This is a genomic window from Maritalea mobilis, assembly GCF_019800885.1.
In the GTDB taxonomy this organism is placed as follows: domain Bacteria; phylum Pseudomonadota; class Alphaproteobacteria; order Rhodobacterales; family Rhodobacteraceae; genus Roseibacterium; species Roseibacterium beibuensis.
Genome location: NZ_JAHVKE010000003.1, coordinates 84171 through 108965 on the forward strand (window position 1 = coordinate 84171; position 24795 = coordinate 108965).

The following is a 24795-nucleotide window of genomic DNA, read 5'->3' on the forward strand; positions in this document are numbered from 1 at the left end:
GGCGGGCCATATCGTGCCCCAACGCAAGGGACCTAAGGGAGAGACCCATGATCGGACGCCTGAACCATGTCGCCATCGCCGTGCCCGACCTCGAGGCCGCGAGCGCGCAATACCGCGATACGCTGGGTGCGCGCGTCGGCGCGCCGCAGGACGAGCCGGACCACGGTGTCACGGTGGTGTTCATCGAATTGCCGAACACGAAGATCGAGCTGCTCTACCCGCTGGGCGAGAACTCTCCCATCGCGGGGTTCCTTGAAAAGAACCCCTCGGGCGGGATTCACCATGTCTGTTACGAGGTGGACGACATCCTGGCCGCGCGTGACAAGCTGAAGGACGCGGGCGCCCGCGTTCTGGGCGATGGCGAGCCCAAGATCGGCGCGCATGGCAAGCCGGTCTTGTTCCTGCATCCCAAGGATTTCAACGGCACGCTGGTCGAGTTGGAGCAGGTCTGATGAACATCGTCACCGGGATCGTGCTTTATGCGATCATCTGGTTCATGACGCTTCTGATCGTGCTGCAAACCGGTGTCACCAGCCAGGACGAGGCGGGCGAACGGGTGCGCGGCACGCATGGCTCGGCGCCCGAGAACCCGCAGCTGAAGAAGCGGTTCCTGATCACCACGGTGGCGGCGTTGGCCGTCTGGGGCGTGGTGGCGTCGATCATCGTGTTCGACCTCGTGACGATCGAGGATTTCGACCTGTTCACGCGCTTCGGGCTGGGCTCGACGAATTGAGGCGGTGATAGAGGTGGGTGAAGGTCGCGGCCCCCAGGATGGGGACGAGGATGTTCACCACCGGGATGGTCAGCGGAACGGTCATCAGCACCCCGGCGGCAAAGATCGTGGGACGGTTGCGGCGGCGGAAGGCGGCCGCGCCCGCCGCATCCGAGCGGCGTAGCGCCACGAGTTGCGCGTATTCGCGCCCCAGAAGGATGCCGTTCACCACCCAGAAGATGATGGGCGCAAGCGGGGCCACCAGCAGGTAGGCGATCAGCGCGACAAGGTTCACCGCGATCAGCACGCCAAGGAATTTCAGGGCGTCCAGCAGCCCCTCGAGGATGCCGACCGAGCGGGCGGGCGGCAGGGACGGGTAGTGCTTGCGCTCGACCGCGTCGGCGATGGTCTCAAGGAAGATGCCCATGAAGGCCGAGGCCACGGGCACCATCAGGAAGATCGACAAGACCAGCATCAGCGGCACGCCCGCCCATGTCAGGGCGTTGTCGACCCAGGTGATGTCACCGATCCAGGGCAGGGTGATCGTTTCGGGCAAGAGCCAGCCCACCAGCACGACGAAGCCCGCGTAGAACCCCACCAGCAGCAGCAGGGTAAGGCCGATCCCGGCGGCAAGCACGCCGAGGAATTTCGGGTCGGTCATCTGGCGCAGGGCTTTGAGGAAGCTGTCGAAAATCATGTGGTGATCCAACTGGTCAAGGCATCGATATCAGGGCGCGGGCGATCGGGGGGAACGCGCGCCTCCTCCCCGATATGGATGAAGCCGGCGACGGATTCACCGGGGAAAAGGTCCAGCCCCCGCGTCAGGAAATCTGCGTCGGTCGCGCGCCAGCCGGTCAGCCAGCAGGCGCCCCAGCCGCTGGCCAGCGCGGCGTTCACCAGGCTGAGGCAGGCGGCGGCGGCCGACATGAGCTGTTCGCGTTCGGGGATCTTGTCCGAGGGTTTCGGGCTGAACACGACGGCGACGATCAAACCCGCTTCGGCGAAGCCGGTCGCGTCCTTCTCGATCCGCTCAGGGGCGAGGCCCGTGTCGGTACCGATCTGCCGCGTGATGTCGGCGAGGCGGGCGCAGGCCGCGCGGTCGAGCACGAGAAAGCGCCACGGCTCCAGCTTGCCATGGTCGGGGACGCGGGCGGCGGCGGTGAGCATGGTTTTCAGCGTCTCGCGGTCGGGCACGGCGCCGCCCTGCATGCGCGGCGGGCGCGACCGGCGTGTCAGCAGGAAGTCCATCGCCTCGGGGTTCGGGGAAAGCGGGGGTGTCTCGACACTCATCATGGGTCCTGTTCGCGTGGCCACATGCGACATGTCGGCCTATCTCCCCCACATATCAAGATGCTGGCCGATTGGCGGCTTGCCCGGGGGTGGCCGGGGCCATTAGGCTCGCATGTGTTGGGGGAAGCATCGGACATGGCCGTGTTGGGGATCCGAGCCGTATTCTTGGTGTGCGTCGTCATCGCCGTCGCGGGCTGTGGCATGTCCGGGCCGACCACGCCCTCGGGGCGGCTGGCCGCCGCCTATGTGCCCCTGTCGGCCGAGGGGCCGGCGCAGCCTGATCAGCCTTTTGCCCTGTCCGATATCGGCGCCCGCGCGCTGCGGGTCGCGTTAGAGCCGCAATGGCGCGGGCTGCGCCCCGTGCGGGCGCAATGCGAGGGGCGGGCGATGCTGCTGGCCGGGGAGACGCAGCTCCCCCTGTCGCCGGACCGGCCGCGCACGGCGCTGGTCGATGGCGCAGAAGAGGCGGCCTTGCTGTGGCGGCCCGACACGGGGGAGTGCACCCTTCAGGTCGGGCAGGCGACCCCGCTTCGGCTGGCTCCGGAAACCGAGGTCGCGCCCTTCCTGTCGAGACTGGCGCTCAGGGCCGATGACTGCCCGCGCGTTCCCGTTGCGCGGGGGGATCGCCTCGCGCAACTGGTGCAGGCCGAGTACGGGATGGTGGGCAGTTGCGTCCTGCCCGCGCAAGGGGCGCGGCTGTTGCATGACGGGATCGAGGCGTTGCAGTCCCGGCTGGACTCGCTGCTGGGCTACACGGTGCCGCGCGCGGCGCTGATGCAGGGCAACCCGGACATGGCGCTGGATTTCGCGCGTGCGCCCGAGCTGGACCTGATCGCGATCTCGTCGCTGTTCCTGCGGGCCGACATGCAGGGCAGCCTGATCCAACGCGCGCTGGAACATCATGCGCGCGCCGGGACCGAGATCCGCATCGCGCTGAACGAGGCGCTGATGCGCGGGATCGACCGCGATTTCATCGACCTGTTCGCGGCGCGCTATCCCAGCGTGCAGGTCCAGTATTTCAGCTGGCCCGCGCCCGGGCTGGCCGGGTCCGCGGAGACCCTGCACCGGGTGCATCATGCGAAACTGTTCCTGACGCTGGGGGCGGCGCCGGGCAGTTCGCGGGCCATCATCGGCGGGCGCAACCTGCATGACGGGTATTTCTACGAGGAACCGTTCGATCTGTCGGCCTGGCCGCATTTGCAGGACTACACGAACCTGAACTGGTTCGCGGAGCATTTCTTCGTGATCTTCGACGACCTCGATGTCGAATTGCGCGACCCCACGATGGTGCGCAGCATCGCGGCGCAGGCGCTGGCCTTCTGGCATCGCGACGCGCGCACGCTGGAGGAAATGGCCCCGGCCACGGTCGCGCCTGCCGCCGCACCAGCCGCGGGCGCGCCGCTGATGCGCCATCTTTTATCCCGCCCCTGGGCCGATGACGGGGCGCTGGAGCGCTATTATGTCGACCTGATCGACGCGGCGCGCGACGATATCCTGATCTTCTCGGAGTTCTTCTACCCGCCGCCCGCCATCGAGGCCGCGCTCCTGCGGGCCGAGGCGCGCGGGGTGCGGGTGCGCATCGTCTTGATGATGAGCTCTCCGGAGATCAGCGAGCGCTTCGTGACCTCGCTGACGGGCGCGTCCGTGGCGCGCCACGCGGATCGGTTCGAGTTCTACGCCTACCAGGGTTACGCGCAGCTGATGCATGTGAAGATGCTGGTGATCGACCACCGGCTGTCCGTCACCGGCAGCGTCAATTTCAACCGCCGCACCTATTACCACGACACCGAGAACCTGCTGGTCACGTTGGACCCGGGCTTCGCCGCGCGGTTGGAGCGGTTGGCCGAAGGGTTGATCGCTCAAAGCGAACCGCAGGCGCCGGGGCAGCCGGTTCCGTGGCTGGAACCCTTGCTGCGCCAGTGGCCCGCGATGTTGAACCGGCTCTAGGCGCGACCGGCGCTCAGGCCTTTTTCTTGGCGCGGGTCGTGGTCTTTTTCTTCTTGCCGCCCTTGGCCTGCTTCTCGGCGATCAGTTCGACGGCGCGCTCCATCGTGATGTCCTGCGGGTCGAGATCCTTGGGCAGGGTCGCGTTGACCTTTTCCCATTTCACGTAAGGACCGTAGCGCCCGTTCATCACGTTGACCGGCCCGCCCTCGGTCGGGTGTTCGCCCAACTCCTTCAGCGGCGCTGCGGTGGCCCCGCGCCCGCCGCGCTTGGCGGCTTTCTCGGCGATCAGTTCCACGGCGCGGTTCATGCCGACGGTGAACACCTCTTCCTCGTCGGGGAGGTTGGCGTAGATGCGCCCGTGCTTCACGTAAGGCCCGTAGCGGCCGAAATTCGCCTCGATCGGCTCGCCATCATCGGGGTGCTGGCCCACGAGGCGGGGCAGGTGCAGCAGGCGCAGCGCCTTGTCGAGGTCCATCGTCTCGGGCGTCCACATCTTGGGCAGCGAGGCGCGCGGCGGTTTCTTGTTCTCTTCCGTCACCTCGCCCAGCTGGACATACCAGCCGAACCGCCCGTTGCGCAGGTAGACCGGTTCCGAGCTGTCGGGATCGACGCCCAGCATCTTGTCGTCGAGATCGGCGGTGCCGTCCTCGGCCTCGTCGCTGGGCGGGCCGAAGGGACGGGTGTAGCGGCATTCTGGATAGTTCGAGCAGCCGATGAAGGCCCCTCCAGACCGCGCGGTGCGCATCGACAACCGCCCCGCCCCGCATTTGGGACACAGGCGCGGGTCGGACCCGTCGGGTTTCGGCGGGAACAGGTGCGGCTCCAGCACCTCGTTGATCTTTTCCAGAACGTCGGTGATGCGCAGTTCCGAGGTTTCGGCCACGGCGGCCGAGAAATCGCGCCAGAAGCGTTCCAGCACGTCCTGGTAATGCTGTTCGCCGGCGCTGACCTCGTCGAGCTCGGTTTCGAGCTTGGCGGTGTAGTCGTATTCGAGGTAGCGGCGGAAGTAGTTCACCAGAAAGGCAATAACGAGACGGCCCTTGTCCTCGGGGATTAGGCGGCCCTTGTCCTTGGTCACGTAGCCCCGCGCCTGGATCGTGTCGAGGATCGAGGCATAGGTCGAGGGACGCCCGATGCCCAGTTCTTCCATGCGCTTGACGAGGCTGGCCTCGGTATAGCGCGGGGGCGGCTGGGTGAAGTGCTGCTGGCCCAGAACGGCGCCGTCCCTGGACAGAAGCGCCGCGTCGGCGCGTTTCATCTCGCCGCTTGCGCTGTCATCCTCGATCACCGCGTCGCCCTCTCCGGCGGCCTTGGCGAAATCGGCGGCCAGTGCGCCCTTGGCGGGGCTCAAGGCATCGCCCTCGGAGATCTGCGGCAGGCGCTTGCCATCCTCGTCCTCGGCGGCATCGTCGCGGCCTTCCTCGTAGACCTTGAGGAACCCGTCGAACAGCACGACCTGGCCCGTGGCCCGCAACTCGACCTGCCGGTCGTCGCTGGCGATGGTGACCGTGGTGCGCTCCATCCGGGCGGCTTCCATCTGGCTGGCGATGGTGCGCTTCCAGATCAGGTCATAGAGCTTGCGCTGATCCTCTTCGGACAGCCGGATCTCGTCGGCCGATTTCGTCATGTCGGTCGGGCGGATACATTCGTGGGCTTCCTGCGCGTTCTTGGCCTTGTTCTTGTAGATGCGCGGGCTGGACGGCGTGTAGTTCGCGCCGAAGCGGTCGGTGATCGCGGCGCGCGCGGCCTGCACGGCCTCGGGCGCCATGTCGATGCCGTCGGTCCGCATGTAGGTGATGTGCCCCGCCTCGTAGAGGCGCTGGGCGGCGGCCATGGTCTGTTTCGCGCCGAAGCCGAACTTGCGCGACGCCTCCTGCTGGAGGGTCGAGGTCATGAAGGGCGGGGCGGGGTTGCGCGAGGTCGGCTTGGCCTCGACCTGCGTGACCGAGAGCGCACGGGAGGCGACGGCCTGCACGGCCAGCCCCGCCTCGGCCTGGTTGGGCAGGTCGTAGCGGTCGAGTTTCTTGCCGCCAAGGCTGACGAGACGGGCCTCGAAGCTTTGGCCGCGCGGGGTTTCGAGGATCGCCTTGACCGACCAGTATTCGCGGGGGCGGAAGGCCTCGATCTCCATCTCGCGTTCGACGACGAGGCGCAGGCAGACCGATTGCACACGGCCCGCCGATTTCGCGCCGGGCAGCTTGCGCCAGAGCACCGGCGACAGGGTAAAGCCCACGAGGTAATCCAGCGCACGGCGGGCGAGATAGGCTTCGACCAGCTCCATGTCGACATCGCGCGGCTCGGCCATGGCGCGGGTGACGGCATCCTTGGTGATGGCGTTGAAGGTGACGCGGCGCACCTTGCTGTCCTTCTTCAGCGCGCGGCGCTTTTGCAGGGCCTCCTGCAGGTGCCAGCTGATCGCCTCCCCCTCGCGGTCGGGGTCGGTGGCGAGGATCAGGTCAGGGTCGTCTTTCAGCGCGTCGGCGATGGCCTTGAGGTGCTTCTTGCTGTCGCTGGCGACCTCCCACTCCATCGCGAAGCCCTGTTCGGGGTCGACCGAGCCGTCCTTGGAGGGCAGGTCGCGGACATGCCCGTAGGAGGCCAGAACGGTATAATCATCGCCCAGATACTTGTTGATTGTCTTGGCCTTGGCCGGGGATTCGACAACGACGACGGGCATGGAACGGACACCTTGGATACGGGATCGTAATGAAGTTGGGCGGCCCGCAAATCGGCCTCCCGTGTTGGCGGCGGACCATGTGGGGCCGAGGGGGCGGTTGTCAATGCGGCATCCGGGGTGCGCTGTGGACAAGGCTACGCCTTGGAAAATTTCGCGCGATCTTACGAGGTGCGGCTGACCATGCCGCCGGCGGCGCGGGTGATGCGCCCGGCCATTTCGAGGATGGCGAGGGCTTGCGCAACCTCGCGCGGGGGGCGGGCGAGGTCCCGGATCAGCTGGTCCTCGGCCACGGGCGAGGGGCCGAGCGTGTCGAGGATCAGCGCCTCGATCCCGCCGGGCGGGGTGGGCTGTTGCGGGCGGGGAGGATCCTGGCGGGCGTGCTGCCGCGCGGCCATCCGGGTCGCCGTGTCGGATTGGGGCAGGGGGGCAGGGGCCGGTTGGCCCAAGGCTTCGATTACGTCCTCGGCCGAGCGGATCAGCAGCGCGCCGTCGCGGATCAGGAGATTGGCGCCCGAGGCGCGGCTGTCCATCGGGTGGCCGGGAACGGCCATGACCTCGCGCCCCTGGTCGGCCGCGCAGCGTGCAGTGATGAGCGAGCCGGACCGGGCCGCAGCCTCGACCACGATCACGGCCCGCGCGAGGCCCGAGACGATCCGGTTGCGGCGCGGGAAATGGCGCGCCTGCGGATGCAGGCCGAAGGGCATTTCCGACAGCCGAAGGCCCTGGCGGGCGATGTCATGGGCAAGCTCGGTGTTCTCGGTCGGGTAGATCACATCGAGCCCGCCCGCCTGCACGGCGATGGTGCCGGTGCCGAGCGCCGCGGAATGGGCCAGCGCGTCGATGCCGCGGGCCAGCCCGGAGACAACGGTGAAGCCTGCGGCACCCAGATCGGCGGCAAGGCGGCGGGCCATGCGCGCCCCGAGCGCCGAGGCGTTGCGCGTGCCGACCATGGCGAGCGCGGGCCGCGCAAGCAGCGACAGATCGCCAAGTGCCCAGAGGATCGGCGGGGCATCAGAGATCTCGGCCAGCGCGGCGGGGTAGTCGGGATCGCCGAGGCAGAGCATGCGCGCGCCCAAACGCTCGGCGGCGCGCATCTCGGCCGCCGCGACCGGTTCGGGGCAGGGTGTATAGGCCTCGACCCCGGCGGCGCGGGCGACCTCGGGCAGGGCGTCCAGCGCGGCGTGGGCCGCGCCGTGTTCGGCCATCAGGCGAAGGTAGGTGGCAGGCCCCACCCGGCGCGAGCGGATCAGGCGCAGCCGCGCCAGCCGTTCTGCCGCGCCATCGGCGGGCGGCGGGGTATAGCTGACGGGCACCTCGTAGAAGGCGGCGTCGGCCCATTGGGCCGCAGGGGGAGAATCGGCGACGGTCCACATGCCATAACGCTGGCGCGAAATGGTTAACCGATCCTTACCGCTTCAGGGCCAAAGCGCGGCGGTTGGCGGGCAAGGTTACGGCACGCGCCCCGCCAGTCCCGCCTCGTCGGCCCTCAGGCCGCCGAGCCGCCCACTGTCAGCCCGCCGATCATCAGTGTCGGCTGGCCCACGCCCACGGGCACCCACTGGCCCGCCTTGCCGCAATTGCCCATCCCGGGATCGAGCGCCATGTCATTGCCGATGGCGCGGATGTTTTGCAGCGCGGTGGCGCCGTCTCCGATCAGCGTGGCACCCTTGACCGGCGCGCCGACCTTGCCGTTCTGCACCCGGTAGGCCTCGGTGCAGGAGAAGACGAATTTGCCGTTGGTGATGTCGACCTGCCCGCCGCCGAAGCCCACGGCATAGATGCCGTCCTTGAGATCGGCGAGGATATCGCCCGGCTCTGCGTCGCCGCCCAGCATGTAGGTGTTCGTCATGCGGGTCATCGGGGCGTGGGCGTAGCTTTCGCGCCGCCCATTGCCGGTGGGCTGCACCCCCATCAGGCGGGCCGATTGCCGGTCCTGCATGTAGCCCACGAGGATGCCATCCTCGATCAGCGTGGTCTTGTGGGCGGGCGTGCCCTCGTCATCCACGGTGACGGAGCCGCGCCGGTCGGGGATGGTGCCGTCATCCAGCACGGTGACGCCGGGGGCGGCGACACGCTGGCCCATCAGCCCGGCAAAGGCCGATTGCTTCTTGCGGTTGAAATCGCCCTCCAGCCCGTGGCCCACGGCCTCGTGCAGCAGGATGCCGGGCCAGCCGGGTCCCAGGACCACGTCCATCACGCCGGCGGGGGCGGGTACCGAGCCGAGATTGACCAGCGCGATGCGCAGCGCCTCGCGCGCCACGCCTTCCCAATGGGCGCGTTCGAGCAGGCCGGTCAGGCCGATCCGCCCGCCGCCGCCCGCGCTGCCCGACTCGCGGCGGCCGTTTTCCTCGACGATGATCGACACGTTCAGGCGCACCATCGGGCGCACATCGGCCACGCGGTGACCCTCGGGGCGCAGGATCTCGACCTCTTGCAGGGAGGCGGCGAGGCTGGCCGAGACCTGCACGACGCGCGGGTCGAGGTCACGCGCGAAGGCGTCGATCTCGCGCAGCGTGTCGAGTTTCACGCCGAACTCGGCCCCCGACATCGGGTCGGCGTCGGTATAAAGGAGCGCATTGGTGCCCTGGGGCGGCTCGGCCATGGTGCCGCCGCCGTCGCCCACGGCAAGGCGCGTGGTTTCAGAGGCCCGGCGCAGGGCCGCTTCGGAAATCTCGGTGGAATGGGCGTAGGCCGCGACCTCGCCCTTCACGGCGCGCAGGCCGAATCCCTCGCCCGCGTCATAGCTCGCATTGCGCACGCGTCCATCGTCGAAAACCAGAACCTCGGACCGACGACGTTCGAGAAACAGCTCGCCATCGTCCGCCCCGTCGGTCGCGGCACGCAGAATCGAAAGTGCGGCATTTTCGTCAATCTGGGTCTCAAACGGTCGAAAAGAAGGGGAAACTTGCGACATTCGGGGCTCCGCGCAGGGGTCAAAAATGATCTATGTCAAGTTCTTGCCAGGTGAGACATTTTTGACCAATGTGTTGATACTCGCTCAAGGATATGGTCCTAGCAGCTTGGAACGCAACGGTATGCCGAAACGGAGGAGCCCCGTGTCACGGGGCAAGAGGAGCGGCAGCCGGGACAGAACGGGACTTAAACGCATGGCACTTCGCAAGAAGCTTGGCGGCCTGACGGCTGCATTCGGAGCAACCCTGACAGCCGCGGCGGCAAGCGCGCAGACCGCTGGCCTGCGCGAGGGGCTGGAGATCATCGGTGCGCCCGAGCCGGGCGGCGTCAACATGCAGCCGGGGGTGACCAGTGTCGCGCAGGACATCCGCGCGCTCGATACGCTGCTTCTTGTGATCGTCACGGCGATCGTGATCTTCGTCACCGCCCTGCTGATCTGGACGATGCTGCGCCACAACGCCAAGGCGAACCCGGTGCCGTCAAGCTTCACGCACAACACCAAGATCGAGGTGACCTGGACGGTCGTGCCGCTGATCATCCTGATCGTGATCGGGGCCTTCTCGCTGCCGGTGCTGTTCCGCCAGCAGACCATCCCCGAGGCCGATGTCGTGGTGAAGGCGACCGGCTACCAGTGGTACTGGGGCTATGAATATCCCGAGCATGGCATCGACTACCTGTCCGTCATGCTGAACGAGGATGAACTGGCCGAGTATGGCTACAGCCAGGACGAATACCTGCTGGCCACCGACACCGCGCTGGTTGTGCCGACCGGTCAGACCGTGGTCGTGCAGGTGACCGCCGCCGACGTGATCCACAGCTGGGCGATGCCCGCCTTCGGTGTGAAGCAGGACGGCGTGCCGGGTCGCCTCGCCGAATTGTGGTTCGAGGTCGAGCCGGGCCAGGAAGGCGTCTATTTCGGCCAGTGCTCGGAACTGTGCGGCGTGAACCACGCCTACATGCCGATCACTGTCTTTGCCGTGACGCCCGAGGAATACGAGGCCTGGGTCGCGGGCGAGGCGACGGCCTTCAACTCGATCGACGGCATGACGGCCCCGCAGGTGATCGAGCTGGCCGCGGCCGAGTAATTCACGAGATCGGGTGGGCGGCGCTGATGCGGCCCACCCTCACTTTCGACCGGGAGGGTCCGGCGCGATGAGCGACGCAACCGTCAACACCGAAGTACAAACCGGCGCGCCCGAAGCGCGATTCGGAGACTACGTGCTGCTTCTGAAGCCGCGCGTGATGTCGCTGGTTGTCTTCACGGCGTTGGCCGGGTTGCTTGTCGCGCCGGGTAGCCTATCCCCCATGGTCGGCTTCACCGCGATCCTGTTCATCGCGCTGGGCGGCGGCGCCTCGGGCGCGCTGAATATGTGGTATGACGCCGATATCGACCGGATCATGAAGCGCACCAAGGGCCGCCCCGTTCCGGCGGGCAAGGTCACGGGCGGCGAGGCCCTGTCCATCGGGCTGTGGCTGAGCGTGATCTCGGTGGCGATGCTGGGGCTGGCGACGAACTGGGTCGCGGCCGGGCTTCTGGCCTTCACCATCTTCTTCTACGCGGTGATCTACACGATGTGGCTGAAGCGGGCGACGCCGCAGAACATCGTGATCGGTGGCGCTGCGGGGGCCTTTCCGCCGATGATCGGCTGGGCGGCCGTGACGGGCGGCGTTTCGATCGAGTCGGTGCTGATGTTCGGCCTGATCTTCATGTGGACGCCGCCGCATTTCTGGGCGCTCGCGCTGTTCATGAAATCCGACTACCACGAGGCGAAGGTGCCGATGCTGACCGTTACCCACGGCCGCAAGGAAACCCGCCGCCAGGTCTGGATCTATTCGCTGCTGCTGGCGCCGGTGGCGCTGGGCCTTGGCCTGACCTCGATCGGCGGGCCGATCTACCTGTCGGCGGCCATCGTGCTGAACCTGATCTTCGTGCTTCGCGCCTACGCCGTCTGGCGGCGCGACGAAGCGACGGCCGAGGCCGACAGCTATGCCGCCGAGAAGCGGCTGTTCAAATTCTCGCTGAGCTACCTGTTCCTGCATTTCGGCGCGCTGATGGCCGATGCGGCGATGCGGGCGGCCGGCGTCTGGGGGTGGTAAGAGATGCCGATCACTGAGACCCACGAATTGCACAAGCGCCGGCTGGGCCGGAATGTCGGCGTGGCGCTGAGCCTTGTCGGCTTTGCCGCCATCGTCTTTGGCCTGACCATCGCCAAGATCCAGGAAGGCGCATCGATGGAGGCGTTCGACCACCAGCCGCGCGTCTCGGTCACCCCGGTGACGGAGGGGGGCGATCAATGAGCGGACAAGCCTCTCACCGCAAGACGGTCTTCGGCCTGCTGGGCGTGATCGTGGTGATGGCATCCCTCGCCTGGGCCGCCGTGCCGCTCTACGACTGGTTCTGCCGCGTGACGGGCTATGGCGGCACGACCAACGTCGCCGAGACCGAAAGCGACCAGATCCTCGACCAGACGATCCGGGTGCGCTTCGACGCGAGCCTTGCGCGCGACATGCCGTGGGAATTCCGCCCGGTCGAGCCGCATATGGATATCCGCATCGGCGAGACGGGCCTGGCCTTCTACGAGGCCTTTAACCCGACCGACCGCCCCGTCGCGGGCACGGCCAGCTACAATGTCGCGCCCTTCGATGCGGGCAGCTACTTCGTGAAGATCGCCTGCTTCTGTTTCGAGATGCAGGTGCTGGAGCCGGGCGAGCGCGTGCAGATGCCCGTGACCTTCTATGTCGATCCCGAAATCGTGGACGACCCCGAAATCCGCGGCACGCCCGCGATCACCCTGTCCTACACGTTCCATGTGACGGACATGCCAGAAGATTATGCCGCGCTCGATGCAGCGACATCGGGCGGCAACTGAGACGACGACCGGGAGGACGGAGACACCCATGGCCCACGCAAAACACGACTACCATATTCTGCCACCGTCCATTTGGCCGCTCATGGCCGCTGGCGGTGCCTTCGCGATGCTGTTCGGCGCCGTGAACTGGATGCATTCCGGGTCGCCCTGGCTGTTCCTGATGGGCCTCGCTGCCGTGCTTTACGTCATGTACGGCTGGTGGGCCGATGTCGTGCACGAAAGCAATGACGGCGACCACACGCCGGTCGTGCGCCTTGGTCTGCGCTACGGCTTCATCATGTTCATCATGTCCGAGGCGATGTTCTTCGTCGCGTGGTTCTGGGCGTTCTTCAAGCACGCGCTCTACCCGATGAGCGCCTACGAGGGCTCGGCCTACTCGATGCCCGAGATCCATACGGTGGACCCGTTCCACCTGCCGCTGATCAACACGCTGGTCCTGCTCTTGTCGGGCTGCGCCGTGACCTGGGCGCACCATGCGCTTGTCCATAACGAAGACCGCAAGGATGTCGAATGGGGTCTTCTGATCGGCGTCGTTCTGGGGTTTGCCTTCACCGGGCTGCAGGCCTTCGAATACTGGGAGCTGATCGCGCATGAGGACTGGACCTTCGGCGGTGACAAGTTCTTCTCGACCTTCTTCCTGGCGACCGGCTTCCACGGCCTGCACGTGATCATCGGCACCATCTTCCTGTTCATCTGCTACCTGCGGGTGAAGGCGGGGCAGTTCACGCCCGAGAAGCATGTCGGGTTCGAAGCGGCGGCGTGGTACTGGCACTTCGTCGACGTGGTCTGGCTGTTCCTGTTCCTGGCGGTCTACATCTGGGGCCAGGGCCAGATCGCCCATTGACGGGCAGCGCGCCCGCCTGTCGGGCGCGACTTGAATTTCGCGCAAAGGCCTGCCACTTGGCGGGCCTTTCCATTGGAGGCGACAAGATGCGGCGTATGATCTGGCCCTTGGTCTTCGGGATCGGCGGCGTGGCGATCCTGGTCAGCCTCGGGGTCTGGCAGGTGCAGCGGCTGGCGTGGAAAGAGGCGATGCTGGCCGATATCGAGGCGCGCATCGCCGACGCCCCGGTGGCGCTGCCCGAGGCACCGGATATGGAAGCGGACCGGTTCCTGCCGGTCGAGGTGACCGGGCAGTTCGGCGATGCCTATGCCCGTGTCCTTGTCAGCCAGCGCGGTGTGGGCGCGGGCTATCGCGTGATCTCGCCCTTCGACACCGGCGCGCGGGTGATCCTTGTCGATCGCGGCATCATGCCGACCGAGGGCGCGGTGCCCGCGCATGAGGGCGCGGTCACCGTCACCGGCAATGTCCATTGGCCCGAGGAAGTGGACGGCTTCACGCCCGAGCCGGACCTCGCCCGAAACATCTGGTACGCGCGCGACGTGGATGCGCTGGCCGAGCATCTCGACGCCGAGCCCGTCTTCGTCATCGCGCGGGACCTGTCGGTGGATGATGCCCCGATCACGCCCCTTCCGGTAACGACCGAGGGCATCCCGAACGACCACTTGAACTATGCCATCACGTGGTTTTCGCTGGCGGTGCTCTGGTTGGGGATGACACTCTATCTTCTGTGGCGTATCAGGCGACGAACGGTCTGAAGGACAAGCGATGCGGTATGTATCCACGCGGGGGACCGCCCCCGAGTTGAGTTTCGAAGAAGCGATGCTGACGGGTCTGGCCCGCGACGGGGGGCTTTACGTTCCCGCCGAGGTGCCGGTGATGTCCCAGGGCGATATCGCCGCGCTGGCCGGGCTGCCCTATGAAGAGGTCGCCTTTCGCGTGATGCGCCCCTTCATCGGCGACACCTTCACCGATGACGAATTCGCCGCGCTGATCGAAGCGGCCTATGCCGGGTTTGGCCATGCCGCCCGCGCACCGCTCAAGCAGTTGCAGCCGAACCATTTCCTGCTGGAGCTGTTCCACGGTCCGACGCTGGCCTTCAAGGATTTCGCGATGCAGCTGATCGGTCAGCTGTTCCAGGCCGCGCTGAAGCGCCGGGGCGACCGGGTGACCATCGTCGGCGCGACCTCGGGCGATACCGGCTCGGCCGCGATGGAGGCGTTTCGCGGCCTCGACAACGTGTCGGTCTTCATCCTGTTTCCGCATGGCCGCGTGTCGGACGTGCAGCGCCGCCAGATGACCACCGTGTCCGAGGCCAATGCCCATGCCCTCGCGCTGACCGGCGATTTCGACGATTGCCAGGCGCGCGTGAAGGACATGTTCAACGATTTCGACTTCCGCGACCGGGTGCGGCTGGCGGGCGTGAACTCGATCAACTGGGCGCGTGTGCTGGCGCAGGTCGTCTATTACTTCACCGCCGCCGTCAGCCTGGGCGCGCCGCATCGCAAGGTCAGCTTCTGCGTGCCCACGGGCAATTTCGGCGACATCTTCGCGGGTCATATCGCCAAGAAGATGGGCCTGCCGATCGAGCAGTTGATCGTGGCGACCAACCAGAACGACATCCTGCACCGGGCGCTGTCCTCGGGCGATTACGTCACCCATGGCGTGACGCCCTCGATCAGCCCGTCGATGGATATCCAGGTCAGCTCGAATTTCGAGCGCGCCTTGTTCGACGCCTATGGCCGCGACGGGGCTGCTGTGGCGCAGCTGATGGACGAGTTGAAATCGGGCGGCGGGTTCCACATCAGCCAGGGCGCGCTGCAAGGGTTGCGCGAAACCTTCGCCTCCGGCCGCGCCTCGGAAGAGGAAACCAGCGCCATGATCAAGCGCGCGCGGGCCGAGATGGGCGAGTTGCTGTGCCCCCATTCGGCGGTCGGCGTGCATGTCGCGCAAGACTTCCAGGGCAGCACGCCGCTGGTCACGCTCGCCACCGCGCATCCGGCGAAATTTCCCGATGCGGTCGAGGCCGCGACGGGCATCCGCCCCGCACTGCCGCCGCGCATGGCCGACCTGTTCGACCGCGAGGAACGCGTGACGCGGGTCGAGAATGACCTCTCGGCCATCGAGGCGCTGATCGAGGAGGGCGTGTTCGCGTGACGGTGGAACTTCATACCCTGTCGAACGGGTTGCGCATCGTGACCGAGCATATGCCCTCGATGCAGTCGGCCTCGGTCGGGCTGTGGGTCAGCGCCGGGGGACGTCACGAGCGGGCCGAGCAGAACGGCATCGCCCATTTCCTCGAACACATGGCGTTCAAGGGCACGGCGCGCCGCTCGCCCCAGCAGATCGCCGAGGAGATCGAGGATGTGGGCGGCTACCTGAACGCCTATACCTCGCGCGAGGTGACGGCCTATTACGCCCGCGTTCTGGCCGATGACGTGCCGCTGGCGATCGACCTGATCGCCGATATCACGCTCAACCCTGCCTTCGACCCGCGCGAGATCGAGGTGGAGCGCGGCGTGATCCTGCAAGAGATCGGGCAGGCCGCCGATACGCCGGACGACATCATCTTCGACTGGTTGCAGGAAGAGGCCTATCCGGGCCAGCCGCTTGGGCGCACGATCCTTGGCCCCGCCGAGCGCGTGCGCGGCTTTTCGCGGGGCGATTTCGACGGCTTTGTGGCCGAGCATTACGGGCCGGGGCAGCTGATCCTGTCGGCGGCGGGCGCGGTCGATCATGACCAGATCGTGCGGCTGGCCGAGGCGGCCTTTGGCCACATGACCCCCGGCTCCGTGGCGACCCCCGAACCGGGGCGCTTCGCCGGTGGCGAGAAGCGGGTCATCAAGGAGCTTGAACAGGCGCATTTCACCCTGGCGCTGGAGGCCCCCGGTTATCGCTCGGACGACATCCATACCGCGCAGATCTACGCCACGGCCCTGGGCGGCGGCATGTCCTCGCGCCTGTTCCAGGAAATCCGGGAACGTCGGGGCCTGTGCTACACGATCTACAGTTCGGTCGGTGCCTTCGACGATACCGGCATGCTGACGATTTACGCTGGCACCTCGGGCGACCAGTTGGGCGACCTCGTGGGGCTGACGCTCGATGAGATCCGCCGCTCGGCCGAGGACATGACGGCGGTCGAACTGGATCGCGCCCGCGCGCAAATCAAGGCGGGGCTGTTGATGGGGCTGGAAAGCCCCTCGGCCCGGGCCGAGCGCATGGCGCGCCTCGTCGCGATCTGGGGCCGCGTCCCGCCGCTGGAAGAAAGCGTCGAAAAGATCGACGCGGTGACGCTGGAAGGTCTGCGCGCCCATGCCGCCGGGCTGGTGCAATCGGGCCGCGCGGCCATGGCGCTGTATGGCCCGGTGTCGGGCGCGCCCGACCTCGCCCATGTGACGGAGCGTCTGGCGGCCTGATGCTGAGCCGGAAGCGGCACATTCGGATCGAAACGGATCGCCTGTCGCTGCGGTTGCCGCGCCATGCCGATTACCGCGCCTGGGTCGCCCTGCGCAGCCAGTCCGAGGCCTTCCTGAAACCGTGGGAGCCCGCCTGGGCCGTCGATCACCTCACCCGCAAGGCCTTCACCAACCGGGTCTACTGGGCGCAGCGGGCGCTGTCGCAGGGCAACGCGGTGCCGCTGTTCATCCATCGCCGCGCCGACGAGGTGCTGCTCGGGGCCATCACGCTAGACAACATCCGGCGCGGGCCCGCGCAGGCGGGCACGCTTGGTTACTGGATTGGCGAGGTCCATGCGCGGCAGGGCTACATGCGCGAGGCGATCGAAGCCGTGGTGCATTACGCCTTCCGCTCGCTGGATCTCAGCCGGTTGGAGGCCGCCTGCCTGCCGGAAAACGCCGCCTCGCGCGGTGTGCTTGAGAAAACCGGGTTCAAATACGAGGGCGTCGCGCAAAGCTATCTGCAGATCAACGGCCGCTGGCGGAACCACGTGCTCTACGCCAATCTGCGCGCGGATCGCCGGGGGCGGACGGATGTCGGGTGAAAAGGCCCGGCCCATCGCCTTCCACGCCCCGTGCCAACGCGCTAGGTAAGACAGCATGACCGATATCCTGAGCCTCCTGGCAGAGCGTCTGCCCCCGTCCGCCCTGCGCGAGGTCGAACCGCGCTACCTCGAAGAGCCGCGCGGCCGCTGGATGGGGCAGGGGGCCGCGCTTGTCCTGCCCGCCACGACGGCGGAGGTGGCGGACACCATCAAGGCCTGTGCCGAGACGGGCACGCCGGTGATCCCCTATGGCGGCGGCACGGGCCTTGTCGGCGGGCAATTGTCCGAGTCCGGGCCCGCGCCGGTGATCCTGTCGCTGGAACGCATGCGCGCCGTGCGCGAGATGGATGCGCAGGCGGGGACCATGACGGTGGAGGCCGGCGCGATCCTCGCCGATATCCACGCCGCGGCCGAGGCCGATGGCTGGATCTTTCCGCTGACGCTGGCCAGCCAGGGCTCGGCGCGGATCGGGGGGCTGCTGGCGACGAATGCGGGCGGGGTGAACGTGATCCGCTACGGCAATGCACGCGATCTCTGCCTCGGGATCGAGGCGGTGCTGCCGGACGGGACGGTGATGAACACGCTCTCGCCGCTGCGCAAGAACAACACCGGCTACGACCTGCGCCACCTGTTGATCGGGGCGGAGGGGACGCTTGGCGTGATCACCGCCGCCACGTTGCGGCTGTTCCCGATGCCGGAGGCGACAGGCGCGGCGCTGATGGTGGTGCCGGGTGCCGAGGCGGCACTGGGGCTGTTGCGCATGGCACAGGCCCGGATCGGCGAAGGCGTGTCGGCTTTCGAGATCATCAGCCGCATGGGCCTCGATTTCCTGAACGAGGTCGGTCCGGAGGTGAAACAGCCCTTCGACACGCCGCCCGACTGGATGTGCCTGGTCGATCTGGGCCTGTCCGGCGGCGCGCGGCCAGAGGAGGCGTTGGAAGAGTTGTTCGCCGAGGCCTTCGAGGCGGGCCTGGTCACGGATGGCGTGATCGCCCAATCCGAGGCCCAAAGGCAGGAATTCTGGGCGCTGCGCGAGAACATCCCGCTGGCCAACCGGCGGATCGGCGCGGTGTCCTCGCATGACATCTCGGTGCCCGTGGCGCGCATCCCCGATTTCATCGCCGAGGCGCCCGGCAAACTGGCCGAGGTCGGGGAGTACCGGATCAACTGCTTTGGCCATCTTGGCGACGGCAACCTGCATTACAACGTCTTCCCGATGCCCGGCAGAACGCGTGCGGATCACGAGACCGAGCGCGGCGCGATCAAGCGGGCGGTGCATGACCTTGTGCACGCGATGGGGGGCTCGGTCTCGGCCGAGCACGGGATCGGGCGGTTCAAGGTGGACGATCTCGAACGCTACGGCGATCCGGGCAAGCTGGCGGCGATGCGGGCGATCAAGGCGGCGCTCGATCCCAGGGGCATCATGAACCCGGGCGCGGTGCTGAAATCCTGACATGCGTTTCGCGGCCTGTCGGCCGCGACCGGGCGAGGCGCGCCCTCGGGCCTCCTGCCGGAGGCCGCTCGGGCGCGCCTTGTGCCTCCGGCGGGAGTTTTTTCGCCAAGATGAAGGGACAGGTAACGCTTCGTTAACGTTAACGCGCCATGGTGGGGCTGCGCCGTGAGCTGGAGAGCGAAGCGGCGTCCAAGGTGAAGCCCCGTGCCCGGACAACACCGGTAGCCAATCCGCTAAAGCCGGGTGCGGGGTGGACCGGGGCGCACCGCTCCTGTCTTCATCTTGGCCAAAAAACCTTCGGGGGAGCCCGAAGGGCGGGGGCAGAGCCCCCATGCCTCGGGTGCCGTCAGGTGCGGATGCCCGAGAAACGCGCCTGCCAGTCCTCGCGCGCCTCGTCGCTGATCTTGGCGAAGAGGACATCGGGCACCGTGAAGACATGCCCGGCCGGAAGGGTGCCGACCGCCTGCGCCACGTTCTCGGGCCAGGACAGCTCGGTGCCCATGGCCTTGGCCATCGCCGCGGCCGCGTCGGGGATGAAGGGCGCGGACAGGCCGGCGTAGAGCGGGATGAGGTTCAGCGCGAATCGGGTGATCGCGGCGGCGCGGTCCGGGTCTTCCTTGAAGGCGGTCCAGGGAGCGGCGGATTGCAGGTACTCGTTGCCCGCAGCCCAGATGGCGCGCAGCTCGGCCGATGCCTTGCGGATCTCGATCGCGTCCATGTGGTGCTGGTAGGCGGCCAGCCGCGTTTCCAGTTCCGCGATCAGGGCCTGTTCCTTATCTCCCATCTCGCCGCCTTCAGGCACGACCTCGCCAAATTTCGAGCGGCAAAACTTCGTGATCCTGCTGACGAAATTGCCCAGCACGTCGGCGAGGTCCTTGTTTACGCCGGCCTGGAAATTCTCCCACGTGAACTCGCTGTCCGAGGTCTCGGGCGCGTGGGACAGAAGCCACCAGCGCCAGTAATCGGCGGGCAGGATTTCCAGCGCCTGGTCCATGAACACGCCGCGCCCCTGGCTGGTCGAGAACTGGCCGCCATCGTAGTTCAGGTAGTTGAAGGACTTGATGTAATCGACCAGCTTCCACGGCTCGCCCGAGCCGAGGATCGTGGCCGGGAAGCTGAGCGTGTGGAAGGGCACGTTGTCCTTGCCCATGAACTGGACGTAGCGCACGTCATCGGCACCCTTGTCGGTGCGCCACCAGCGTTCCCAATCGGTGCCCTTGCCTGCATCGACCCATTCGGCGGCACAGGCGATGTATTCGATCGGCGCGTCGAACCAGACGTAGAAGACCTTGCCTTCCATCCCGGGCCAGTCGTCTTCGCCTTTCTTGACCGGGATGCCCCAGTCGAGGTCGCGGGTGATGCCCCGGTCCTGCAGCCCGTCGCCGTCGTTCAGCCATTTCTTGGCGATCGAGGTGGTCAGCACCGGCCAGTCGGTTTTCGAGTCGATCCACTCTTCCAGTTGCGCGCGCATCGCGGATTGGCGCAGGTAGAGGTGCTTGGTCTCGCGCACTTCCAGGTCGGTCGAGCCCGAGATCGCGCTGCGCGGCTCGATCAGGTCGGTCGGGTCCAGCTGCTTGGTGCAGTTCTCGCACTGGTCGCCGCGGGCCTTGTCGTAGCCGCAGTTGGGGCAGGTGCCCTCGATGTAGCGGTCGGGCAGGAAGCGGCCGTCGGCGTTGGAATAGACCTGTTTTTCGGTCACTTCGCGGATCAGCCCGGCCTCGGCCAGCTTGCCCGCGAAATGCTGGGTCAGCTTGTGGTTCTGAGGGCTGGAAGACCGCCCGAAATGGTCGAAGGACAGGCGAAAGCCCTCGGCCAGCCCGGCCTGAACGCCCCACATCTCGGAGCAGTATTCGTCCACCGGCTTGCCAGCCTTGGCCGCGGCCAGCTCGGCCGGGGTGCCGTGTTCGTCGGTGGCGCAGAGGAACAGAACCTCGTCGCCGCGCGCGCGTCGGTAGCGGGCGTAGAGGTCGGCGGGCAACTGGCTGCCCACGAGGTTGCCGAGATGCTTGATCCCGTTGATGTAGGGGATCGCCGAGGTGATGAGGGTGCGCGCCATAGGGGACTCCTGCCGTGCTGTCGCGCACCGTTTAGCGCCCCCTGCGGCCAGAAGCCAGAGGTGCGAGTGGCGCCGTCCCGGTCAGGCCGTGCCTATTGCGCCGTATAGCCCCCATCGACGAGGTGGTAAGAGCCGGTGATGAAGCTGGCGGCCTCGGACAGGAGGTAACAGGTCAGCGTCGCGACCTCTTCCGGGGTGCCCATGCGTTTGAGTGCATGGAGCCCGGCGAGATAGCTTTGGGTGTCCGCGTCGAGATGCTTGTCGATCAGGGGGGTATGGATGAAGCCCGGCCCCACGGCGTTGATCCGGATATTGTCCGCGGCATGTTCCAGCGCCGCCGTTTTGGTCAGCCCCAGCAGCGCGTGTTTCGCGGCGACATAGGGCGAGGCCGTGGCGAAGCCGACGCTGCCGAGGATCGAGGCGATATTGACGATGGACCCGCCACCGCCCGCCTTCATGACGGGAATGGCGTAGCGCATGCCGTAGAAAACGCCGTGCAGGTTCACGTCGATCACCTGGTGCCAGCCGTCGAGCGGGTAGTTGCCCGTGGGCTCTGCCGGCCCGCCGATGCCCGCGTTGTTGACGAGCAGGTCCAGCCGTCCGGTCTTGGCCACGGCGAGTTTCACCATTGCCTCGACCTGGTCGGGTTTGGCCACGTCCGTCGCGCAGGAGATTGCACCATGCCCGATTTCTTCGGCCTTTTCGGCCGCGTCCTCGGCGCTCAGGTCCGCCAGAAGGACCGTGGCGCCGCTATGGGCCAGTTCCTTGGCGATGGCAAAGCCGATGCCGGATGCTGCGCCGGTGACAATGGCCGTTTTGTCGTCGAATCGAATGTCCATGAAGACCTCCTTTGCCGGTCTTGTGAGCGGTTTGGGATGGTTGCCAGATTATGCGTCGCTTGGGGCGCCGACCTTGATCCGGAACAAGGCGCACGGCGTTTAGTCGTCGCCCCGGCGAAAGATCCGCCCGACAAGGAACGAGGTGCGCGGGATCCAGACATAGGGGGCGCGCTGGTCCGTGGGGGCACGACGACGCATGCGCCACAGGCCAAAGACGAGCAGCCCGCCATGGGCCAGCGCGACGAAGGCGAACAGTGCCGCCGGTCCGTAAGCGGCGATCAGGCTGGAGGTCAGAAGCGGGGCGATGATGGCCCCGAGCGCGTAGAAGAACATCAGCGCGGCGGACAACTCGACCCTCTGGCTGTCCTCGGCCCAGTCATGGGCATGCGCCGCCGAGATCGAATAGATCGGAAAGGTGGTCAGCCCGAAGATTAGCGCCGCAAGGAAGATCGCGGCGAGGCCGAGGCCCGCACTTGCCACGGTCAGGCCGCAGGCGGCGACGGAGGCGACCGAGAACCAGATCAGCACCTGCCGCCGGTCGTGGCGGTCTGCCAGCCAGCCGGCGGGCACCTGCGCCAGTGCGCCCCCAAGGACGAACGCGGCGAGGAAGAAACCGATCTGGTCGGGGCGCAGCCCGACTTCCGCGCCGTAAAGCGGGCCGACCATGCGAAACGAGGCGCCCGAGACGCCCGAGACGATCACACCGGCCACGGCGAGCGGCGACAATCGCCACGCAAGGCCCGGGCGCAGGCGGGGGGCGGTGCCGGTCTCGGGCTGGCTCAGCCGGGTCAGCGTCAGCGGCAGAAGCGCCGCGATGCACAGGAGCGCAAGGATGTTGTAGGAGACGTAGGAAGCGGGCGCGAGCACCCCGATCAGCAATTGCGCGGCCAGCGATCCGCCCGTGTCCACCATCCGGTAGGTGCCCATGGTGCGCCCGCGCGTGGCGTTCGTGACCTTGGCCTGAAGCCAGGCCTCGATCACCGTGTAGGCCCCCGCGATGCACAGCCCCGAGGCCACCCGCATCACTGCCCAGGCGTAGGGATGGGTGACCAGCATATGCGCGATCAGGCCGATGGCGCCCATGGCAGTGAAAGCGGCAAAGGCGCGGGAATGGCCGACCGAGCCCATCAGGCGTGGGGCGAACCAGCAGCCGATGAAGAACCCGAAGAAATGCGCCGAGCCCAGAAGGCCGATCTGCCCGTTGGTAAAGCCCAGTTCGGTGCCGGACAGCACGTCCAGCGGCCCCACGCCCCCCGAGGACAGTTGCAACAGGATGACGGAGAGGAAGAGGGCGGCAAAGGAAATCAGCAGGCGCATGGGGGCTTGGGTCAGTTGGGCAATATGCCTGACCTATCGCGTCGCCCGGCGCGCCTCTGGCCTGTTTGCGTCAGGGGGGCGTCGATTTCGGGTCAGGCGGGTTCGCGCGCGGCCGGGGTGGCGGCGATCTCGGGCGCGCCGCGTGGCCCGCGCCGGATCGGCCAATCGCCCGGTGGCGCCTCGCGCGCGCGGATGCGGTGCAGGTGCCACGCCCCCGGCGCGGGGCTTTTGTGGGTCGGGTCCAGCCGCCAGCGCGTCTCGACCCCCGGCGCGCCGCCGTCCCCCGGCGTCAGCAAGAGCGCCAGCGGCGCGCGGCCGGTGGCCTCGGCCCCGGCCTCGGCGGCGAGATGCAGGCGGCGCACGGGTGTCAGCGCGGGGGGCTCCGGCAGGTCGCCCACCACCAGCGGAACCGCGCCGCTGCGCAGAGCCTCTTCCATCGACCAGAGCAGGTCGCTGGCGCGGGTCGGCTCCACGAAAACCAGGCGGCCCGGCGCGATCTCCTCGACCATGCCGGCCATATGGGGGCGGTCCGGGTGCCAGGCGGGGCGAATCCAGAGCACCGGACCGGTCGTGCCGCGCGCCAGCCACAGCGCCAGGCGCCGCCGCGCCGCGCCGCAAAACTCGTGCGCGCGTCCGGCCGTCAGCGCGAAGGGGCCGCAGAACGGCACCATCGGGCGCGGCTGTCGGTGGCTGTGACGGGTGATGCGGGCGGGGTCCATATGGTAAATGATAGATGTTCCCTAAATGTTCTCAAGCCCCATCTTGCCCTCGGGCTTCGGCGCCTTAGGGTGCGCCGCAATCGTGATCACGAACAGGACGAGGGACAGCCATGCGCCGCATTCAACTGGGCAGCACCGATCAGACCATTACCGATTACTGCCTCGGCACGATGACCTGGGGCAACCAGACCCCCGAGGATGATGCCCACCGTCAGATGGACATGGCGCTGGAGGCCGGGATTGACATCGTCGACACGGCCGAGATGTACCCGGTGAACCCCGTCACCGCCGAAACCGTCGGCCTGACCGAAACGATCCTCGGCAACTGGAACGCGGCCAATCCGGGGCGTCGTGACGACTACGTGCTCGCCACCAAGATCACGGGCAAGAACAAGGCCTTCGTCCGGCCCGAGCAGGACATCACCGCAGAAACCTTCGCCGAGGCGCTGGATGCCTCGCTGACCCGTTTGCGGACCGATCATATCGACATCTACCAGCTGCACTGGCCCAACCGTGGCAGCTACCATTTCCGCCAAAGCTGGACCTACGACCCCTCGCAGCAGGACAAGGCCGCGACGCTGGCCAACATGCTCGAGGTGCTGGAGGCCGCGAAAGCCGCCCAGAAGGCGGGCAAGATCGGCCATTTCGCCCTGTCGAACGAAAGCGCCTGGGGCACGGCGCAATGGCTGCGCCTGTCCGAGCAGCACGACCTGCCGCGCGTGCAGACGATCCAGAACGAATACTCGCTCCTCTGCCGCCTCTATGACACCGACCTTGCCGAACTGGCGGTGAACGAGCAGGTGACGCTTCTGGCCTACTCGCCCCTCGCGGCGGGGCTGTTGACCGGGAAGTACCAGAACGGCGCGGTCCCGACGGGCAGCCGGATGGAAGGCAATGGCGATCTCGGCGGGCGCGCGACCGGTCGCGCCTTCGAGGCCGTGGCGGCCTACATGGCGGTCGCCGAGAAGCACGGGCTCGACGTGGTTCACATGGCGCTTGCCTTCACGGTGCAGCGGCCCTTCCCGGTCTCCACGATCTTTGGCGCGACCACGTCAGACCAGCTTCAGCGCATCCTCGATGGGTTGGACGTGCACCTGTCCGACGAGGTTCTGGAAGAGCTGGCTGCGGTCCACAAGGCGCATCCGATGCCGTATTGATGGC

At 67.2% G+C, this 24795-nt stretch carries 23 protein-coding genes; 14 read left to right on the forward strand and 9 right to left on the reverse strand.

Going from position 1 to position 24795, the window contains the following annotated elements:
* The first annotated feature begins 47 nt into the window (after positions 1-47).
* On the forward strand, positions 48-452 hold the full coding sequence (mce, locus tag KUV65_RS14110; protein WP_222191371.1) for a methylmalonyl-CoA epimerase: 405 nt from the start codon (positions 48-50) through the stop codon (positions 450-452).
* Positions 452-733 carry a DUF1467 family protein gene (locus KUV65_RS14115; RefSeq protein ID WP_222191372.1) on the forward strand — a complete coding sequence of 94 codons (282 nt, stop codon included), beginning with the start codon at positions 452-454 and terminating at the stop codon, positions 731-733. The genes mce and KUV65_RS14115 overlap by 1 nt, the downstream gene beginning before the upstream one ends.
* On the opposite strand, the gene KUV65_RS14120 is transcribed toward KUV65_RS14115, so the two are convergent.
* Both KUV65_RS14120 and KUV65_RS14125 read right to left on the reverse strand, forming a co-directional pair.
* Complete coding sequence (locus tag KUV65_RS14120) at positions 702-1409, reverse strand: EI24 domain-containing protein (RefSeq protein WP_222191373.1); 708 nt, start codon at positions 1407-1409, stop codon at positions 702-704. The two genes, KUV65_RS14115 and KUV65_RS14120, sit on opposite strands and share 32 nt — an antisense overlap.
* Positions 1406-2005 carry a nitroreductase family protein gene (locus KUV65_RS14125; protein WP_261331809.1) on the reverse strand — a complete coding sequence of 200 codons (600 nt, stop codon included), beginning with the start codon at positions 2003-2005 and terminating at the stop codon, positions 1406-1408. Before KUV65_RS14125 ends, KUV65_RS14120 begins: the two co-directional genes overlap by 4 nt.
* A gap of 198 nt (positions 2006-2203) precedes the next feature.
* Between KUV65_RS14125 and KUV65_RS14130 the strand changes: the two genes are divergently transcribed.
* A complete protein-coding gene (locus tag KUV65_RS14130) occupies positions 2204-3949 on the forward strand; it encodes a phospholipase D-like domain-containing protein (protein WP_222191374.1) in 1746 nt (581 codons plus the stop codon).
* Positions 3950-3962: 13 nt separating this feature from the next.
* Here the strand turns inward: KUV65_RS14130 and topA are convergent, their stop codons facing one another.
* The 3 genes from topA to tldD all read right to left on the reverse strand — a co-directional run bounded on the left by topA (position 3963) and on the right by tldD (position 9540).
* Positions 3963-6626, reverse strand: coding sequence for a type I DNA topoisomerase (topA, locus tag KUV65_RS14135; protein WP_222191375.1), 2664 nt, complete (start codon positions 6624-6626; stop codon positions 3963-3965).
* Between the two features lie 161 nt (positions 6627-6787).
* Positions 6788-7999 carry a DNA-processing protein DprA gene (gene dprA, locus KUV65_RS14140; RefSeq protein WP_222191376.1) on the reverse strand — a complete coding sequence of 404 codons (1212 nt, stop codon included), beginning with the start codon at positions 7997-7999 and terminating at the stop codon, positions 6788-6790.
* Between the two features lie 113 nt (positions 8000-8112).
* Entirely contained in the window at positions 8113-9540 is a 1428-nt protein-coding gene (gene tldD / locus KUV65_RS14145; RefSeq protein WP_222191377.1) for a metalloprotease TldD, read from the reverse strand.
* A gap of 193 nt (positions 9541-9733) precedes the next feature.
* On the opposite strand from tldD, the gene coxB reads away from it, so the two are divergent.
* The 10 genes from coxB to KUV65_RS14195 all read left to right on the forward strand — a co-directional run bounded on the left by coxB (position 9734) and on the right by KUV65_RS14195 (position 18703).
* Positions 9734-10624: a cytochrome c oxidase subunit II gene (gene coxB / locus KUV65_RS14150; protein ID WP_222191378.1), complete on the forward strand. Its 891-nt coding sequence runs from the start codon at positions 9734-9736 to the stop codon at positions 10622-10624.
* A 67-nt stretch (positions 10625-10691) separates the two neighbouring features.
* The gene (gene cyoE, locus KUV65_RS14155; RefSeq protein WP_222191379.1) at positions 10692-11636 is read left to right on the forward strand and encodes a heme o synthase; all 945 of its coding nucleotides are present in this window, start codon (positions 10692-10694) and stop codon (positions 11634-11636) included.
* A 3-nt stretch (positions 11637-11639) separates the two neighbouring features.
* A complete protein-coding gene (locus KUV65_RS14160; RefSeq protein ID WP_222191380.1) occupies positions 11640-11837 on the forward strand; it encodes a cytochrome C oxidase assembly protein in 198 nt (65 codons plus the stop codon).
* On the forward strand, positions 11834-12409 hold the full coding sequence (locus KUV65_RS14165; protein ID WP_222191381.1) for a cytochrome c oxidase assembly protein: 576 nt from the start codon (positions 11834-11836) through the stop codon (positions 12407-12409). The genes KUV65_RS14160 and KUV65_RS14165 overlap by 4 nt, the downstream gene beginning before the upstream one ends.
* Positions 12410-12437: 28 nt before the next feature.
* Positions 12438-13253: a cytochrome c oxidase subunit 3 gene (locus tag KUV65_RS14170; protein WP_222191382.1), complete on the forward strand. Its 816-nt coding sequence runs from the start codon at positions 12438-12440 to the stop codon at positions 13251-13253.
* A gap of 86 nt (positions 13254-13339) precedes the next feature.
* A complete protein-coding gene (locus tag KUV65_RS14175; protein WP_222191383.1) occupies positions 13340-14008 on the forward strand; it encodes an SURF1 family protein in 669 nt (222 codons plus the stop codon).
* A gap of 10 nt (positions 14009-14018) precedes the next feature.
* On the forward strand, positions 14019-15407 hold the full coding sequence (gene thrC, locus KUV65_RS14180; protein WP_222191384.1) for a threonine synthase: 1389 nt from the start codon (positions 14019-14021) through the stop codon (positions 15405-15407).
* On the forward strand, positions 15404-16666 hold the full coding sequence (locus tag KUV65_RS14185; RefSeq protein WP_222191385.1) for a M16 family metallopeptidase: 1263 nt from the start codon (positions 15404-15406) through the stop codon (positions 16664-16666). Before thrC ends, KUV65_RS14185 begins: the two co-directional genes overlap by 4 nt.
* A complete protein-coding gene (locus KUV65_RS14190) occupies positions 16666-17250 on the forward strand; it encodes a GNAT family N-acetyltransferase (RefSeq protein ID WP_222191386.1) in 585 nt (194 codons plus the stop codon). The genes KUV65_RS14185 and KUV65_RS14190 overlap by 1 nt, the downstream gene beginning before the upstream one ends.
* Positions 17251-17305: 55 nt before the next feature.
* A complete protein-coding gene (locus KUV65_RS14195; RefSeq protein ID WP_222191387.1) occupies positions 17306-18703 on the forward strand; it encodes an FAD-binding oxidoreductase in 1398 nt (465 codons plus the stop codon).
* A gap of 346 nt (positions 18704-19049) precedes the next feature.
* Here the strand turns inward: KUV65_RS14195 and metG are convergent, their stop codons facing one another.
* The 4 genes from metG to KUV65_RS14215 all read right to left on the reverse strand — a co-directional run bounded on the left by metG (position 19050) and on the right by KUV65_RS14215 (position 23634).
* Entirely contained in the window at positions 19050-20759 is a 1710-nt protein-coding gene (gene metG, locus KUV65_RS14200) for a methionine--tRNA ligase (protein WP_222191388.1), read from the reverse strand.
* Positions 20760-20851: 92 nt separating this feature from the next.
* Positions 20852-21598: an SDR family NAD(P)-dependent oxidoreductase gene (locus KUV65_RS14205; RefSeq protein ID WP_222191389.1), complete on the reverse strand. Its 747-nt coding sequence runs from the start codon at positions 21596-21598 to the stop codon at positions 20852-20854.
* Positions 21599-21697: 99 nt separating this feature from the next.
* Complete coding sequence (locus KUV65_RS14210) at positions 21698-22915, reverse strand: MFS transporter (protein ID WP_222191390.1); 1218 nt, start codon at positions 22913-22915, stop codon at positions 21698-21700.
* Between the two features lie 92 nt (positions 22916-23007).
* Entirely contained in the window at positions 23008-23634 is a 627-nt protein-coding gene (locus tag KUV65_RS14215; protein WP_222191391.1) for an ImuA family protein, read from the reverse strand.
* Positions 23635-23744: 110 nt separating this feature from the next.
* Between KUV65_RS14215 and KUV65_RS14220 the strand changes: the two genes are divergently transcribed.
* Positions 23745-24791 (forward strand): aldo/keto reductase, encoded by a 1047-nt coding sequence (locus KUV65_RS14220; RefSeq protein WP_222191392.1) that lies wholly within the window; start codon positions 23745-23747, stop codon positions 24789-24791.
* Positions 24792-24795: the final 4 nt, after the last annotated feature.

Bases quoted from the DNA above. Each gene is read 5' to 3' on its own strand.
- thrC (WP_222191384.1), top strand. From the start codon at position 14,019: ATGCGGTATGTATCCACGCGGGGGACCGCCCCCGAGTTGAGTTTCGAA.
- KUV65_RS14120 (WP_222191373.1), bottom strand. From the start codon at position 1,409: ATGATTTTCGACAGCTTCCTCAAAGCCCTGCGCCAGATGACCGACCCG.
- KUV65_RS14220 (WP_222191392.1), top strand. From the start codon at position 23,745: ATGCGCCGCATTCAACTGGGCAGCACCGATCAGACCATTACCGATTAC.
- KUV65_RS14160 (WP_222191380.1), top strand. From the start codon at position 11,640: ATGCCGATCACTGAGACCCACGAATTGCACAAGCGCCGGCTGGGCCGG.
- KUV65_RS14190 (WP_222191386.1), top strand. From the start codon at position 16,666: ATGCTGAGCCGGAAGCGGCACATTCGGATCGAAACGGATCGCCTGTCG.
- KUV65_RS14175 (WP_222191383.1), top strand. From the start codon at position 13,340: ATGCGGCGTATGATCTGGCCCTTGGTCTTCGGGATCGGCGGCGTGGCG.
- mce (WP_222191371.1), top strand. From the start codon at position 48: ATGATCGGACGCCTGAACCATGTCGCCATCGCCGTGCCCGACCTCGAG.
- KUV65_RS14210 (WP_222191390.1), bottom strand. From the start codon at position 22,915: ATGCGCCTGCTGATTTCCTTTGCCGCCCTCTTCCTCTCCGTCATCCTG.
- metG (WP_222191388.1), bottom strand. From the start codon at position 20,759: ATGGCGCGCACCCTCATCACCTCGGCGATCCCCTACATCAACGGGATC.
- cyoE (WP_222191379.1), top strand. From the start codon at position 10,692: ATGAGCGACGCAACCGTCAACACCGAAGTACAAACCGGCGCGCCCGAA.
- KUV65_RS14115 (WP_222191372.1), top strand. From the start codon at position 452: ATGAACATCGTCACCGGGATCGTGCTTTATGCGATCATCTGGTTCATG.
- KUV65_RS14125 (WP_261331809.1), bottom strand. From the start codon at position 2,005: ATGATGAGTGTCGAGACACCCCCGCTTTCCCCGAACCCCGAGGCGATG.
- dprA (WP_222191376.1), bottom strand. From the start codon at position 7,999: ATGTGGACCGTCGCCGATTCTCCCCCTGCGGCCCAATGGGCCGACGCC.
- KUV65_RS14215 (WP_222191391.1), bottom strand. From the start codon at position 23,634: ATGGACCCCGCCCGCATCACCCGTCACAGCCACCGACAGCCGCGCCCG.
- coxB (WP_222191378.1), top strand. From the start codon at position 9,734: ATGGCACTTCGCAAGAAGCTTGGCGGCCTGACGGCTGCATTCGGAGCA.
- KUV65_RS14195 (WP_222191387.1), top strand. From the start codon at position 17,306: ATGACCGATATCCTGAGCCTCCTGGCAGAGCGTCTGCCCCCGTCCGCC.
- tldD (WP_222191377.1), bottom strand. From the start codon at position 9,540: ATGTCGCAAGTTTCCCCTTCTTTTCGACCGTTTGAGACCCAGATTGAC.
- topA (WP_222191375.1), bottom strand. From the start codon at position 6,626: ATGCCCGTCGTCGTTGTCGAATCCCCGGCCAAGGCCAAGACAATCAAC.
- KUV65_RS14205 (WP_222191389.1), bottom strand. From the start codon at position 21,598: ATGGACATTCGATTCGACGACAAAACGGCCATTGTCACCGGCGCAGCA.
- KUV65_RS14130 (WP_222191374.1), top strand. From the start codon at position 2,204: ATGTCCGGGCCGACCACGCCCTCGGGGCGGCTGGCCGCCGCCTATGTG.
- KUV65_RS14165 (WP_222191381.1), top strand. From the start codon at position 11,834: ATGAGCGGACAAGCCTCTCACCGCAAGACGGTCTTCGGCCTGCTGGGC.
- KUV65_RS14170 (WP_222191382.1), top strand. From the start codon at position 12,438: ATGGCCCACGCAAAACACGACTACCATATTCTGCCACCGTCCATTTGG.